13 protein-coding genes are annotated in these 15,239 nt (G+C 31.6%); 5 read left to right on the forward strand and 8 right to left on the reverse strand.

Annotated features, from left to right (window positions below; all coding sequences use genetic code 11):
- Window positions 1-2 precede the first annotated feature (2 nt).
- Window positions 3-1,052 carry an L-rhamnose/proton symporter RhaT gene (gene rhaT, locus HYN86_RS17240; RefSeq protein ID WP_113679167.1) on the reverse strand — a complete coding sequence of 350 codons (1,050 nt, stop codon included), beginning with the start codon at window positions 1,050-1,052 and terminating at the stop codon, window positions 3-5.
- Between the two features lie 385 nt (window positions 1,053-1,437).
- On the opposite strand from rhaT, the gene HYN86_RS17245 reads away from it, so the two are divergent.
- Entirely contained in the window at window positions 1,438-2,478 is a 1,041-nt protein-coding gene (locus HYN86_RS17245) for a GntR family transcriptional regulator (RefSeq protein ID WP_113679168.1), read from the forward strand.
- A 145-nt stretch (window positions 2,479-2,623) separates the two neighbouring features.
- Here HYN86_RS17245 and HYN86_RS17250 read toward each other — a convergent pair whose 3' ends face one another.
- The 5 genes from HYN86_RS17250 to HYN86_RS17270 all read right to left on the reverse strand — a co-directional run bounded on the left by HYN86_RS17250 (window position 2,624) and on the right by HYN86_RS17270 (window position 7,029).
- Window positions 2,624-2,800: a histone H1 gene (locus tag HYN86_RS17250; RefSeq protein WP_026729959.1), complete on the reverse strand. Its 177-nt coding sequence runs from the start codon at window positions 2,798-2,800 to the stop codon at window positions 2,624-2,626.
- Window positions 2,801-3,107: 307 nt separating this feature from the next.
- Window positions 3,108-4,430, reverse strand: coding sequence for a rhamnogalacturonidase (locus HYN86_RS17255; protein WP_113679983.1), 1,323 nt, complete (start codon window positions 4,428-4,430; stop codon window positions 3,108-3,110).
- 25 nt (window positions 4,431-4,455) lie between these two features.
- Window positions 4,456-5,745, reverse strand: a complete 1,290-nt coding sequence (locus HYN86_RS17260) for a DUF4861 domain-containing protein (protein WP_113679169.1) — start codon at window positions 5,743-5,745, stop codon at window positions 4,456-4,458.
- Window positions 5,746-5,958: 213 nt separating this feature from the next.
- Window positions 5,959-6,348: a hypothetical protein gene (locus HYN86_RS17265; RefSeq protein WP_162789395.1), complete on the reverse strand. Its 390-nt coding sequence runs from the start codon at window positions 6,346-6,348 to the stop codon at window positions 5,959-5,961.
- A gap of 147 nt (window positions 6,349-6,495) precedes the next feature.
- Window positions 6,496-7,029 (reverse strand): YcxB family protein, encoded by a 534-nt coding sequence (locus tag HYN86_RS17270; RefSeq protein ID WP_113679171.1) that lies wholly within the window; start codon window positions 7,027-7,029, stop codon window positions 6,496-6,498.
- Window positions 7,030-7,375: 346 nt separating this feature from the next.
- Here HYN86_RS17270 and HYN86_RS17275 point away from each other — a divergent pair, with 346 nt between their 5' ends.
- The 4 genes from HYN86_RS17275 (at window position 7,376) to HYN86_RS17290 (ending at window position 12,179) form a co-directional block, all read left to right on the forward strand.
- Window positions 7,376-8,467 (forward strand): sensor histidine kinase, encoded by a 1,092-nt coding sequence (locus tag HYN86_RS17275; protein WP_113679172.1) that lies wholly within the window; start codon window positions 7,376-7,378, stop codon window positions 8,465-8,467.
- Between the two features lie 5 nt (window positions 8,468-8,472).
- Window positions 8,473-9,801 (forward strand): sigma-54-dependent transcriptional regulator, encoded by a 1,329-nt coding sequence (locus HYN86_RS17280; protein WP_113679173.1) that lies wholly within the window; start codon window positions 8,473-8,475, stop codon window positions 9,799-9,801.
- Window positions 9,802-10,155: 354 nt separating this feature from the next.
- Window positions 10,156-11,136 (forward strand): helix-turn-helix domain-containing protein, encoded by a 981-nt coding sequence (locus HYN86_RS17285; protein WP_162789396.1) that lies wholly within the window; start codon window positions 10,156-10,158, stop codon window positions 11,134-11,136.
- Between the two features lie 35 nt (window positions 11,137-11,171).
- Window positions 11,172-12,179, forward strand: a complete 1,008-nt coding sequence (locus tag HYN86_RS17290) for a helix-turn-helix domain-containing protein (protein WP_113679175.1) — start codon at window positions 11,172-11,174, stop codon at window positions 12,177-12,179.
- A 122-nt stretch (window positions 12,180-12,301) separates the two neighbouring features.
- Here HYN86_RS17290 and HYN86_RS17295 read toward each other — a convergent pair whose 3' ends face one another.
- Window positions 12,302-14,278 carry an OmpA family protein gene (locus HYN86_RS17295; protein ID WP_113679176.1) on the reverse strand — a complete coding sequence of 659 codons (1,977 nt, stop codon included), beginning with the start codon at window positions 14,276-14,278 and terminating at the stop codon, window positions 12,302-12,304.
- 24 nt (window positions 14,279-14,302) lie between these two features.
- A complete protein-coding gene (locus HYN86_RS17300; protein WP_113679177.1) occupies window positions 14,303-15,220 on the reverse strand; it encodes a PorP/SprF family type IX secretion system membrane protein in 918 nt (305 codons plus the stop codon).
- Between the last annotated feature and the right edge of the window lie 19 nt (window positions 15,221-15,239).

Consider the following 15,239-nt stretch of genomic DNA (forward strand, 5'->3'; position numbering starts at 1 on the left):
ATTTATAATGAGTTACCAATTCCTACCAAAACGATTGCAAGCATAATCAGCCCAATCCCCCAGAAAAAAGTTCTTAATGTTTTTTTAGAAACTCCTTTCCATTCTTTCAAATAAAATCCCCAAAAGTTTGCTGTTAAAATAATGGTTGCCATGTGCAGAATCCATGAGCTGGCACCATTTCCGAGTTTGCTCTCTCCCATTCCGTAAAAGAAAAACTGTAAAAACCACATGGTTCCGGCAAGAGCAGAAAACAAAACATTTTTAGTAATCGGAGTAGATTTATCTGTGTAATTTTTAATCGATTTATTTTTAAAATTCAAATAAAGACACCAGATAAAGTTGGTTGTTAATCCGCCCCAAAGCAAAACAACATAAGTCACATTATTTTGAAATAACGGATTTGAGCCAGTTATTACCGCTTGCTCTGCCATTGATTTTCCTGCTTCAATTCCGTAATTAAAAAAGGAGCTTAAAATTCCTGAAATCACAGCTACAATAAGCCCTTTTACCAAATTGAAATCTTTGTCTTTATCCTCATGCCCTGTCGCAAAGTCTTTTTCTTTAAGCATTCCTGCTTTTCCAGAAATAGCAATTCCTATAAGATATACCACCACTCCCAATAAAACGATCTGCCCGCCAGTGTTAGAAAGCATGTCAGAAAACGAAATCTTCCCTTCTGTTGGAACAAAATCATAGTAAATGGATGGTACTAAAGCTCCAAATGCAGAGCAGAATCCTAAAGTAATTGAATTCCCTAAAGACATTCCCAAGTAACGAACTCCCAAACCATAAGTCAAACCTCCAATTCCCCATATCAATCCCATTGAATAAGTAAAGGCTTTTATTGATGGAGAAGCTTCTGCAATAATTGCAGCAAAATTTGGAATCGTTAAGTAAGCTGCAATTGGCGGAACGATCAGCCAAGAGAAAAATCCTCCTACCAGCCAATAGCTTTCCCAAGCCCAGTCTTTTACTTTTTTAAAAGGCATATAAAAACTACCTGAAGAAAATCCTCCGATAGAATGAAAAATGATTCCTAATAATGATTCCATTTAATAATTTTTGGTTTAAGGTTAGTTTGATAGTAATTTGGTTTTGTAAAATAATAGAATGTCAAAAACAAAACTGTCCTGTACTATCCTTTATAGTTCTTGTGTTTTTTTGTTAAAACTAAGGATTATTAGAAATAAGGCACTGTAATTATTGGGTAAATAAATTTAAAATAGCTATTTTAGCAATCGATTTCGTAATTATTGAATCCTCATTCAGAAGAAAATTCAAGAATTATAAAAAAAGTATTACAAGCCTTAATATATTCTCTTTTTTAAAAAAGTAAAATAATTTAACCACTATAGTTATTTCACTTAAAAAAGAAGAAGAAAATTAGAATTCAAAATTGGTTTCGTTGAAAGATGAAACAAATTTCCAGACATAATCATGATTAAATTAATTAAAATAGACGAAGATTCAAGAGTACCTAAATACAAACAGATTGTTGACTCTATTCTTCAAAACATCGCCAACGGAAATTTAAAAATCAACCAAAAAATTCCCTCCATCAATAGTTTTAGCGAAGAATTTTATATGTCTCGAGACACTGTCGAAAAGGCTTATAATATTTTGAAAGAACGTAAAATTATTTCTTCGATTAGAGGAAAAGGATATTACATTACAAGAACAAAATTAGAATCGAAAGTCAATATTTTGTTTCTGACTAATAAGCTGAGTTCCTATAAAATGAAGACTTATAGTTCTTTCATCAATACTCTTGGAGCAAATGCACACGTTGACCTGCAAATTTACCATTGCGACGAAACTTTGTTTTTGAATATCTTAGATAAGTTTGAAGGCGCTTACGATTATTATGTAATTACAACCCATTTTAAAACTGACGAACTTAAGCATTTGAGTTTTACAGATGAAGTGGTAAATGCCATAAAAAATATTCCGACAGAAAAACTGGTTGTTCTGGATAATATTAAATTAGGAACCAGCGACGATGTCATTAAAATTTATCAGGATTTTGAAAATGATATTTATAATGCTTTAAAAGAAGGTCTTTCTAAAATAGCCAAATACAAACGCTTAATTTTGGTTTATCCAGACAAAGCTGTTTATCCGTATCCGAGAAGAATTTTACACGGATTTAGAAAATTCTGCGTCGAACATGAAATCAATTTTGAAATTCTAAGTGAGGTTTACGATGACATGATCCTTAAAAAAGGAGATTTATTTATCACTATTGAAGAATCTGATTTAGTGAATTTAATGAAACAAATTCGTGATGAGGAATTTGTTCTAGGAAAAGAAATTGGAGTTATTTCCTATAATGATACGCCTCTTAAAGAGCTGTTAGGAATTACCGTAATGTCAACCGATTTTAATATAATGGGCGAAACGGCCGCAAGAATGATTTTGAATAAAGAAAAAGGTCAGGTAAAAGTTCCTTTTAATTTTATTGATAGAAATTCTATTTAAAAAAGGTTCAAAGTTGCAGAGGTTCAGAGGAACAAAGGTTTGTGTTCTTTGTCTGAAACTAAATTGCCGTTTGCTCCTATCTTAAATGTATAAAAAAACCTCGCTTGATTTCTCAGCGAGGTTTTTTACTATTCTGTAAAGAAAATTATTTTTTTGATTCTTCGATAGAAACTTTTCTGAACTCTTTTAAAAGTTTTTCAATTTCTAATGTAGCTTTACGTGCTCTTGGACCTGCTGCTTTAATTCCTTTTTCAGTTAAAGATTCAGCTTCTGCTTTAAATGTGTCAATTTCGGCGTTGATTTTTACTAATAAATCTTTCATGCTTATATATTGTTAAATTAAGCCACAAAAATAAAAGTTTGTGTGATAGTTACAACAAAATTGCTGTTAAATTTAATGCAGTTTTTCATTCATTTTCTTTACAATAAATTGACCTCCCAGTTTTGCCAAAACACAGCAAACACAAACAACTAGCAATCAAATACTTATTTATCAAATAAAATAATCATGATCGTTTTGAAGCTTTGTACATTACTTTCGCCCAAGTAAAAAAATTGTATGAAATATAGCAGAGAACGCTGTGTTGTGTTAATTTAAAAGTGGAAAAAATACTCAAAAAAGGGAAATTTTACTCAATCAGCATCTTATTGATGTAGACATTTTTTAAAATGACGCCATCTATAATGCTTTTATCAAACTTAGTTTTTGCAGTTTCTATATTTAAATTTTCAAATTTAAAATTACTCAATCGAACATTTGGATCTTTTTCTACGCCGTAAAAATTACTGCATTTAAGAGTTATATTTTTCAAAGTAATATGATCGCCATAAGATAAAGGAATATCCGTACGACCTTTTAAATCATAAAATTGTCTCCAGGCAAAAATCGCTAAACCGGTTTCGGCTTCACCTTTTATATTTTCAACTAAAATATATTCATACCGCTGTGGTGTATCTGGGCGCATTTTTAGCCAAAGCAATCTTGAAGCGCCTTCAATTTTACAATTCCGAAATATAACATTTCGATTATGAATTGCTTCACTCCCATTTGTCAATGCCGAATGACAAAAACCAAAAGTACAGTCTTCAATTATAATGTTTTTGTTGGGGCCGTTGTTGTTATCTTGATCTGCGTACGGTCCTTTGCCGCCTTTTAAAGCTACCGCATCATCATTAACAGACATGTAGCAGCCCTTTATCAAAACATTTTCGCACACATCAAGATCGACGGCATCTGTACTTGGCGCTTTTATGCCAATGTGCGGTGAAAAAATATGAAGTCCGAGCAGTTTTACGTTCTCACATTTATAAAAATGATTCGTCCAAAAACCAGAATTGACCATTTTTACATCCTGAAACTGTACATTATTAGAGTTCCAAACAAAAACTAATCTTGGTCTTGAAACCTCAAGATTCGTACAATCTGGATTTTCACTGCGTCTTTTCCAGAAAGCTTCCCAAAACTTTTTTCCGTTTCCGTTTATGGTGCCTTCCCCAGAAATAGAAAAATAATCTACTCCATACGCATTAATCAAAGCCGGAAAATAATCTAAATTCTGCCCTTCCATTCGCGAAGGCATTATTGGATAATCAGTAATGACATCAGATCCTTTTAAAACTGCCCCTTTAACCAAATGTAAAACTGTTTTTGGCTTAAAAAATAAGGCCCCGCTTAAAAATACGCCTTTCGGAATCACGATTACGCCGCCGCCGTCGGCCGAAGCTTTATCAATAACAGCTTGTATGGTTTGGGTTTGAATTAAAGTACTATCCTTTTTAACTCCAAAATTGGTAATTACATATTGCTTTCCTAAATTTTCGAGCTTTAATTTTTGATGTTCTTTAAACCAGTTTCGTATTGGAGTTCCATCAGGGAAATTTTCGGTTTTCTGCTGTGAAAAAGAGAAATTAAATACTCCGATGATAATGAGGACTACTAGATTATTTCTCATTTTCAAAACATTTGTTATCAGTGAATTATTTAATTTCAACTTTTATTTTAGCCGAAAGCTGTTTCGCTAAATTGGTTACATAATTGGTAAAAAAAGCCGAATCATTAAATCCTTTATCTGCACTTAATTCCCAAGCCGCAATCGCATAATAACTAATTTCTTTATTGTTTTCAACCTTTAATTTTGCCAAGTAAGAATCTGTTAACTGACCCGTTTTAGGAGCTTCTATGTAACCTTCGTAAATGTTTTTTGGAACTAAAATAGCGGTTCCTAAAATCCATTGACGCTCGTAGGTCAAATAGTCATGCTGAATCAAACAGATCCAATCTCCAGATTCAATAACCTGCAGCGGATTTTTATTGTTTAAATTTGAAATTGCGGCAAGAAAAGTCTCTTTGCCTTTAATTCCGTTTATGGACACTGTATTTTTAAAACCGTACATTCCCGGCCAGATCGAAGTCGTTTCTTGTACTTGGTACAAATTGTCTGAAGCTTTCCAATTTTCGTACTGATAACTCAAAACAGAATTTACTGGACCTTCGCTCACTATTTTAAAAGTTGTTTTTTCGACATTATTTATAGTGTCATTTCCTAAAATCCCCAGTCTATTAATCTTGTTATCAATCAGCAAAGCATAACCTCCAAGTCCAGCTGAATTTCCAACAGGAAATATATCTCTTCCCCAATCGTACATGACGTGGTAATTATCTTCGACAGCGCCTTTACTATTTATACCCACATTTTCTGGCGTTATGCCTGGAAGTTTTTTTCCAAAAACATCTTTAGAATTTCTTCCGTCTAAATAATGCCTAAAGCCCACTTTATCATTTTCCCAAGTTGGTCCGTCTGTTTGATATTTTTGATATCCCAATTTTTTATGAACCTGATTGGCCATCAAAACCTCTTGTGTATCTGGATGTACAGGAAGATTTTTTCCTTCTCTTTTTCCAAAACGTGCACTAGTTTTTACAGTAAATTTGGGATCTGTATCAGACCATTTTAAATGGATATTTTTTTCCTCATTTGGCAAAAAATCAGCTGTAAAAAAAAGTTCGTCCCATTTTCCATCTCCATTCAGATCGTTGGTCTGGGCAGGAATTGTATCTGTTTTAAAAAGCAAAATTGGAAAAACTCCTTTAGCATCCATCTTGCCCAGCTCGCCCCTTTGTATTGAAATTGCTTTTTGAGATAACGCAGCTGAACTGCTGTTTTTTAAAACAATATCTTTTTCTGAAACATTTTGAGAAACTTTACAACTTGTAAAAAGTGCTGTAATTAAAGTAATTGGAAGATAAAATAACACTGCTTTTTTCATTCTTTCTGACTCTTTATTTTTTTTAGAACAATTTAAGTGTTTTTAATTGTTATTACAACACTTAAAATAAAAACTTTGTTTAGAAAGAATTTCAGCATACTCCAAAAAAAAATGCAGGATAAAGAACAACACTTATCCTGCATCAAAGCACAACTTTAAATCAAGTCAAAATTAAAAATGTGTGCACGAAAAAATATAAAAAAAATAAATAAATTACATTAGAAAATACATTGCTTTGTAATAATCCGAAGTTGTTGACTGCGGCATGTTTGATTCGGTTACCGGAATTTTTTCATTTTTAAAATCTAATGTCTTTTTAAAAAATGTTTTCAATTCCTTGAAAATTTCCCGGCTTGTTTTTGATTCGTCAAATAAAATCAAATTATTAATTGCTTCTAAAAATGCTAAGCTTGTATAAAATTGTTTATTAAACAAACAAACCAAAACATTTGTCCTTTTATTTTCCTGCAAAAAACCGATCAGTTCTTCTCTATTATACACCACATAGACAATACGGTCGTATGGTTTTACCTCTTCTTCACTATGATCAAAAAATGATTTTTCCGAAAATTCGAATTCATCTTTAAACTTGCGCTTAAACATTTTTAGGAAGATACCTTTGTTATCCCGCACTAGTACTCGTTCTTTTTGCATTTTATACTTTTAAGATAGGACAAAATTAGTGAGGCACTAAACTCTTAATTACCCCAATATGTCATAAAACAAACAGAATAAGTTTTTTTTTATCTTTTAGACTTTAGTAATAGACATAATATTTTTTTCTACGAAACTGAGCAGCTCTTCCATCTGCAAATGATTGTAATTTTTCTTGGAGATCGAAATAATATAAGTGTTTCTTTCCTTTATATATAGAAATAAAAAATTCTTTGTGGATATTACCTTTTCAATCTTTGTCCATTTATGATTTAATTCGCCTAAAGGAGATGTTATGCAAATGTCCGAATACGTAAACTGGAGCTTGTATTTGTTTTGAAATTTAGCAGATCCAAGCATTTTTTTGGTCAGCTTAAGAACCAGTAATGCAATCATATCCATACATGAAAAATGAATTAGCACAAAAAGCACAATTAAAATCAAACTTTTAATTAGCCACTGCAAGAAATCATTTTCGAGCATGAAATCTATAGAAATTACAAACATTAAGATAAGGAGCAGACTAACAACAATTCGCTCTTTAAATAAATGCTTGAAATACATTTTGTTGAGTTTTCTTATTTCACAAGTCTTCAATTGAAACTCTAATGAAAAATTAGCAGCTGTCATGATGTTTTTGTTTTCAGATATAGTATTCTGACAACAAAAATACAGGAGCGATTTCTCATGAAACAGGCGTAAAAGTTTTAAAAATATTAAAATAGGACTTAGTTGATAGAATTTTTTTTAAGTTAACCAGGCAATTGCAATTTTTTCTAAACAGCGGTTTTTTATAGGTAAAATTGTTTTTATAATCAGCCCTGAAAAGACAAAAAAATAACAAAATAAGACTATAAAAATATTTCATATGTAATTTATTTTCAAACACTTAACAATTAACTTTCTTTTACTAGTAAGTCAAAAATATTTATTTACTTTTGAATCCGATTTAAGACAAAATAAATATTTTCTTACAATGAATTTGAACTTAACGGAAGAAAATCTTAGAGAAAAAATTAAAGAACTTACATGTCTTTATGAAATTTCTAAGATTATTTCTAAATCTAATTCTATTCACATCCAAACGCTGTATGAAATAATTGTGAGCACAAAAAATGCCTGGTGCCATAATTCAGATGCCGTCGCAGAAATTCATATTCTGGATTATCATTTGTCAACTTCTGATCTTATCGAATCCAGTATTTTCCAGTCCAGCACTATAAAAGTCAGGGATCAAAAATCCGGTTGTATTAAGGTTCATTATCCTGCAAAAAAATATACAGAAAATGATTTTCAAGAAGATGAACAAAGACTTCTTGACACTATTGCAATTGAAGTTGGAAATTATATCGAAAAATATCAAACACTAGAAAAAAAAGCCGAATTAAGGAGAACAATTGAACGCATGGACCGTTTGACTCTTTTGGGGGAAATGACCGCAGGAATTGCACATGAACTCAACACTCCTTTAGGCAATATTCTTGGTTTTGCAGAAATAATCAAAGACCAAAATACTGATCCTGATATAGATGCAGATATTTCAATTGTAATAAATTCTGTTATTTATTGTCGCGAAATCGTCAAAAAACTCATGTTTTTTTCATGTGAAATGCCTCAAAAATTAGAATTGCAAGAGCTAAAACCCATTATTCTTTTTGCTTTATCTTTTCTGAAATCGAACTTTCAAAAGAAAGGAATAAAAAGTGAAGTAAGTTTCAAAAACGAAAAAATTACTGCCAGAATTGATTCGGTTCAAATAACACAGGTTCTATTTAATTTACTCATCAATGCCATATATGCCTCGCCAGAAAAGAGTACAATAAAAATTAAAGTTGATAACGATGACTGCTGCCTAATTCTCAAAATAGAAGATGAGGGAACTGGTGTGCCCGAAAATATAAAAGAAAAAATATTTGAACCCTTTTTTTCAACCAAACCTGTCAATTACGGCTGCGGACTAGGATTGAGTGTCGTACATGGAATAATCAAAAATCACAACGGGGAAATCAGTATACAGAACAATATTCCGAATGGAACAATTTTTACAATTAAAATACCATTATTATAAACAAAATGAATTTTAAAAGAGAAAATATACTTGTTGTAGACGACAATATGGACATGCTGGATTTGGTTCAGAGACAGTTAAAAAGTTTTAATTATCGTGCCTATAAAGCATCTTCTGTATCTGAGGCGATCGAGGTATTAAAGCAATGTGATATCGATTTATTAATCAGCGATATTAACATGCCCAATATCAATGGTATCGAATTATTAAAATACGCAGAAGAGCATTATCCTTGTATTCCTAAGCTGGTAATTTCGGGTATTCCATCTGTACACAATGTAGTAAGTGCAATAAAATCTGGTGCTTTAGAGTATCTAACCAAACCTTTCACGAGTGAAGAACTGCAGAAAGCTATCATAAGTTCGTTAGAAAAATGCAAAACTGTTTTAAAAAGGGATCATCAAATTCCTGAGCTTAAAAATGAAAATTCGTATGGAAAAATAATTGGCCATTCGAGCCACTTTAAGGCCATGGTTGAAACCATTAAGCGTGTAAAAGATACAAAGGCAAGTGTATTAATAGAAGGAGAAAGCGGTACAGGTAAAGAATTGATTGCGAGAGCTATTCATTTTACAGGAAATTTGGCAGGCAGACCTTTTATTGCAGTTAACTGCGGAGGAATTCCAGAAAACCTAATCGAATCGGAATTATTTGGTCATGTAAAAGGATCCTTTACAGGAGCATCAGAAACCCGAACTGGTTTGTTTCAGGCAGCTTCAGGAGGCACAATATTTCTAGATGAGATTGGAAATGCACCTATGATGGTACAGATAAAACTTTTAAGAGTAATTCAAGAGCGAGAAATTGTAAGAGTTGGATCTACTACTCCAGAAAAAATTGACATCAGGATAATTTCTGCAACGAATAATAATCTGCAAGATTTGATTTCCAAAGGTTTATTTAGAGATGATCTCTATTATAGAATTAATGTGGTTAATATTAAAACGACACCTTTAAGGGACCGCAAAGAAGATATGACGCTTCTAATAAATAATTTTGTAGAGAAATATAGTCAAGAATACAATAAACCCGATATTACAATAGACGAAAAAGTACTAGACGTATTAATGCGATACAATTGGCCTGGAAATATCCGAGAACTAGAAAATATTATTCATAGAATGGTCATTATGAGCGACAATGTCATAAACTTAAATCAAGTTCCAGATCATTTAAAATATCATATTCCTGTTGCAAATGATATTTTTAAGCCTTTAAAAGAATATGAAAAAGAACAGATTTTAAAAGTTTTATTATCCGTAAACAATAATAAGACAAAAGCCGCCCAAATTCTACAAATTGACCGTAAAACATTAAATCAAAAAATCCTCTAAAACGAGTGTTTTTTCCTCATCTGGTCATAAACTACCTACCTAATTAGCGTTAAAAAATACTTTGTATTTTTTAAACAACTGGCTTATAATAATATACAAAATAAGGCATGTTATTTGCCCTTAAAAGACAAAAAAGTATTAAAATAAATCAAATAATTAAAAGTAGTCCTTAAAGAAATGAAGCAACAGTAAGCTGTAAAAACTGATCAGTATTAATTTAATCTACAATTCCCAAATCGTAAAATTAAACAAACAAAAAGACCTACACTTTAAACTAAATCAATTACTTACAAACAAAAAACATTAACAGTTAAGTAAAAAAAACTTAACTTTATAATGAAAAATCCACATTTCATGAAAATAATTGAACATCATTATAGTGCAGATTTAGAATGGGTAGAAAATTATGCTTCTAAAATTGGAGGAAGAGTCGAAGGAAATTTTATAGTAGCTCTAGAACAGTCCCAATCTGGAACCAGATATTTTCTAGATTGTGGTGATGGAATAATAGCTTACTACATTAATGTGGAGTACCATAGAAATTTTCGACTGATACAAAAAAACCTGAATCCAGATTTTATTGGTTTTTATTATAACTTAACCGATGGAGCAGCAAGCGTAAGCAATGAACAATTTACGTATAACGTGGGTCGATGGCAGTATAATTTGTCCGTGATCGATGGTTCATTAGAATCACAATATAATGTTACAAAAGGGAGCAAAACTTTTGCTCTTTGCATTTTTATCAAAAAAAGCATGATCAAGGCTTATGTCAAAAAAAACAATATCAATATCAAGAATATAGATAGTATTATTGACTCCAAGGAGAATACTATTGTTCGTTTTGACCGAATGAGCAGTGAAAGTTTTCATTTACTTAACGATTTACGAAAATTAGAAGTGGGTGGTGCTTTTTTTGATTTAAGCCTAAGAGGAACAGTCCATATGCTGATTTCAAATTATTTAAGAAAAATTGCTACTAAAAGACTTATCATACAAACAGTAAATGAAAGTGATCTCGCTAACATAATTAACATTCAAATGTATCTGATTAACCATATAGAAGATCATTTTCCGAGTATTGCTTTCATGGCTGAAATGGCCAATATGTCTGAATCGAAATTTAAAAGTTTATTTAAAAAAATAACCGGGAATACAGCAAATGTTTTCTTCATGGAAAATAAGCTGCTGTTTGCCAAAGAACTTCTGGAAAAAAAACAACTGACTGTTTCACAAATATCAGATCAATTAAATTTTACCAATAATTCTTATTTCGCATCAAAATTTAAAGAATATTTTGGACTGTCTCCAAAAGCATTTTATAAACAGCTGTAATTATAATATGCGATCTAAAAATTAATAAAGTGCCTATGAGAAAAATTACACATCATTACACCTTAACACCAGAATGGCAGTTAAAGGTAGTAGAGCAATTAAATACCAAATTAATAGACAATAAACTTATTAATGTCCCAAATGATATTGGGAAAGGTTTCTTTTATTTTTCGCCAATTATGGAAGGCATCTCTGTAGTTTATGCCGATCTTACAGTAACAACCCCTTTGAAGATAACCCGGCTAAAATCGGATAATGAATTGTTTATTTTTCATTTTGATCTGAGTAAGCATACTAACATGGTCAAAATAAACCATCTTGACTATGAAATTGGTTCTTTTAATCAATTAGATTTGATTATTTTAGACAATAATATCGAGAGTTCTATTACACCTGTTTTAAATGAAAGAACAATTGCTTTACGATTACTGATCGATAAAAAACTGCTTCAGGATTTTATTCGAAAAATCAATGAAAAGGAAAACTATTTTTCCAAAAGCAAAACAAATAAAAAGGCATTTTATCACTATGGCAGTGTTGATAGTAATAGTATACTCCTAATTCAATCTATCACAAGCAAATCTGTCAATGATTTATCTTTTGACTCTTTTATAAAAGGAATTTCCTTAAAAGTATTAGGTAATTTTTTCAATAAATTTTACAGTACAGTAGATGAAGATACTCAAGTTACAGACCTCGAAAATAAATCGTTGGAAAAAACAAAGGAATACTTGCTTAACAATTTGTACGGCCCGTTTCCTTCATTAACCTTCCTGGCAGGAATGGCCGGTATGTCTGATTCAAAATATAAAAGTTTATTTAAAAAACGTTTCAGCAATACACCTAAAAATCTTTTTATTACAGAAAAAATGAATCTCGCCCAGAAGCTTCTAAAGAGCGGCGAATACAGCACGTTAACAGCAGTTATGTATGAACTTAATTATACTAAACTTAATTATTTCTGCAGTAAATATTTTGAACAATTAAAAACAAAAGCTACAGATGATTTTGTAAAGAAAAATCAGAAGGATCAAAAAAAGTAACTTTATGTTTTTTTAGATAAAAATACAGCATTAAAAAACTACATTATCTAAAATTTTCAAAGCTTAATAATAAAAAAGCTGCTGTTAATATTTCTATTATCAGCAGCTTTAAAAAAGAACATTTATTTACTAAAACTTATAATAAACTCTGAACGTCTATTTAATTCGTGTTCATTTTCAGAACATTTCACACCATTCGAACAGTGGTTTAATAAATGTGTTTCACCGAAACCTTCACCACTAATTCTTTCTTTTTCTATACCAGCTTTAATTATATAATTAACTGTAGATTTTGCTCTGTTTTGAGATAGTTTCATGTTAAATTCATCTCGACCTCTACTATCTGTATAAGAATTTACTTTTATAGAAATATTTGGTCTGTCTTTCATTAATGCTACTACTTTATCTAACTCTTTCTTAGACGATTGTCTTATGTTATAACCATTAAGGTCAAAGTAGATTGGATTTAATTTTAATTTGTCAGTCAAATCATCTCCGTCTTTAATCTTAACTGTCTCTCCATCCACAATAACTTCCACTTCTTTAGTTAACTCGAAACTAATTTCTCTTTTCTCAAGCGGTTTAAGCTGTTCTGCATTAACTGTTTTTTCAGCATACAAAGGCTTACTATAAACTACTCTGTAGTTTTGGTAAGGATCAACAAATACTTTGTAATTTCCTTGATTATCTGTTACTCCTGTTGCAATACTTGCATTATTAGAATCAAATACTTCAACTTTAAGATCTGGCAGCGGTTTCCCGTTTTCTGCAATTGTTCCAAAAATTATTGATCTGATGTCAAAGTCAAAAATTACAGGTTTATTTTCTACAAATCTGTTAATATCATCGTTACCAGTTCTATTTGAAGAAAAATAACCTTTTTTACTGTCATTTATAACGTAAGCAAAGTCATCCTCAGGTGTATTGATACCATCCCCAACATTTACAACATGATAAATTCCTGCTTGATCTTTCATAGCAGCAAATACATCTAAGCCGCCAAGTCCAGGATGACCGTCTGATGCAAAATACAAAATACCTTTTTTATCCATAAAAGGATAAGTTTCGCGGCCTGGAGTGTTGATTTCGTCACTTAGCTTAGTTACATCATTTCCAACTAAATTTCCTTTCTTTAAGCTTACGACATACAAATCTGAGTTACCAAAACTATTGTTACGATCTGATGCGAAAAACAATTGTGTTTCATCAGGACTAAGAGCTGGGTGTGCAGAAGAGAAACCATCACTATTAATTGGATAAGGTAGCTCTTTTACGTTTTTCCATTCCCCCTTTACATTTTCAGCAACATATATTTTTAAGAAATTAGTTCCATTTTTATCTGCTCCTAATTTTCCATCCATATAGTTATTTCTGGTAAAATACATGTACTTACCATCTTTAGTAATTGCAGGACTGCTTTGGTGATATTTAGTATTGATATCTCCTTTAACGGGTGCGGCATCTTCTAAATCTCCATCTGCAGTAACATTAGCTGTGTAAATTTTCATGAATGACTTTTCATTCCAGCTGTGTTTGCGTTTAATAATAACACCCGAATCTCTTGCAGATGCAAACATCACTTTATCTTTACCATCAAATGAAGTTCCAAAATCAGAAACTGGAGAATTAAGGCTTACTGGTTTGATATCGTAACGGCCAGATTGTTTTTGAATATCTGCCATTAATTTTTGCTCTTTCCAGTTTTCACTTAAATCTTTTTTACCCGTTACAGCGTAATACTTTTTCATTACAGCGTTGGCTTCATTGTATTTCTTAGAATTGTTTAAAGCCTGGGCGTAACGAAAATAAAATTCTGGGGTTACAGATTTTCCTGAATTAAAAACTTTAGCGTAAGAGTCTGCTGCTTCTGGGGACTGCCCATTAAAGTAATAGCAATTACCTAATTTTGTATAAACTTCGGTTGAAGTATCACCTTTGTCTACAAGGCTTTTATATAATTTACCTGCTTCAATAAATGCAAACTTATTGTAGACTTCATCTGCTTTTGCAGCTTTTTTATTCTGTGCATTAATTCCCTGCATTTGTACGAGACAAATGCAAAGTAAAGCTAATGCTGTTTTTATCTTTTTAGATATCATTTTTTTTATGCTAGTTTATGGTTGTTAAAAGAATCTTGGCGTAACCAATCTGTATTTAGTCCCAGAAAATAAATCGAAACGAAGGAAGATCTCATGAGAACCTGAATTATAGTTTCCTATTTTCTGTGTGTCATAATCGTAAGCATAGCCAACATTCAAACCTGACGTAACTTGGAAACCTGCCATTGCACTTACAGCGGCATCCCATCTATAAGCTGCTCCTAAAGTGAGCTTTTCGCTGATTAAGAAGTTTGCCGATAAATCAACCGCTAATGGAGCACCACTCACCATTTTAACCATTGCTGCAGGTTTAAACTTTAAATTATCGTTCAGGTCAAAAACATAACCTCCCATTGCGTAAAAGTGCATTCTTTGAGAAGCCACAGATGTTTTAACATCATCATAAAACTTGGTTTCTAAAATCATTGGTACTGATAAACCTGCGTACCATTTTGAAGAGTGAAAATAGATTCCTGCTCCAAAGTTTGGAGAATTCTTTGTTAAATTTCCAGAAAGAAAATGATCTTCAGGTCTTTCAACATTAAGCTTATTGTAATCAATCTGCATAAAATTACCACTTGCACTAATCCCTAAAGATAAATGAACATCAGCGGAAAGCTGGATTGGATAAGCATAACTTGCAGTTAAAGTAGTTTCTTGCGACGGTCCAATTTTATCGCTTATTACAGACAATCCTAAACCTTGACCGTTTGAACTTATAGGTGCTTCAATTGAAAAATTTGCTGTTTTAGGAGCTCCATCCAAACCTACCCATTGTGTTCTATACAATCCAAAAATGCTTGGTAAACCACGGGTTCCAGTATATCCTGGATTAATTGTCATCGTATTATACATATATTGTGTATATTGGGATTCCTGCTGGGCCGAAACCTCAAAAGCTCCCAAAACAAATATTGTAATTACATAAAAAATTTTCTTCATTAGTTCTAATTCTTAAGTC

It is taken from the genome of Flavobacterium fluviale, from assembly GCF_003312915.1.
Taxonomy (GTDB): Bacteria; Bacteroidota; Bacteroidia; order Flavobacteriales; family Flavobacteriaceae; genus Flavobacterium; species Flavobacterium fluviale.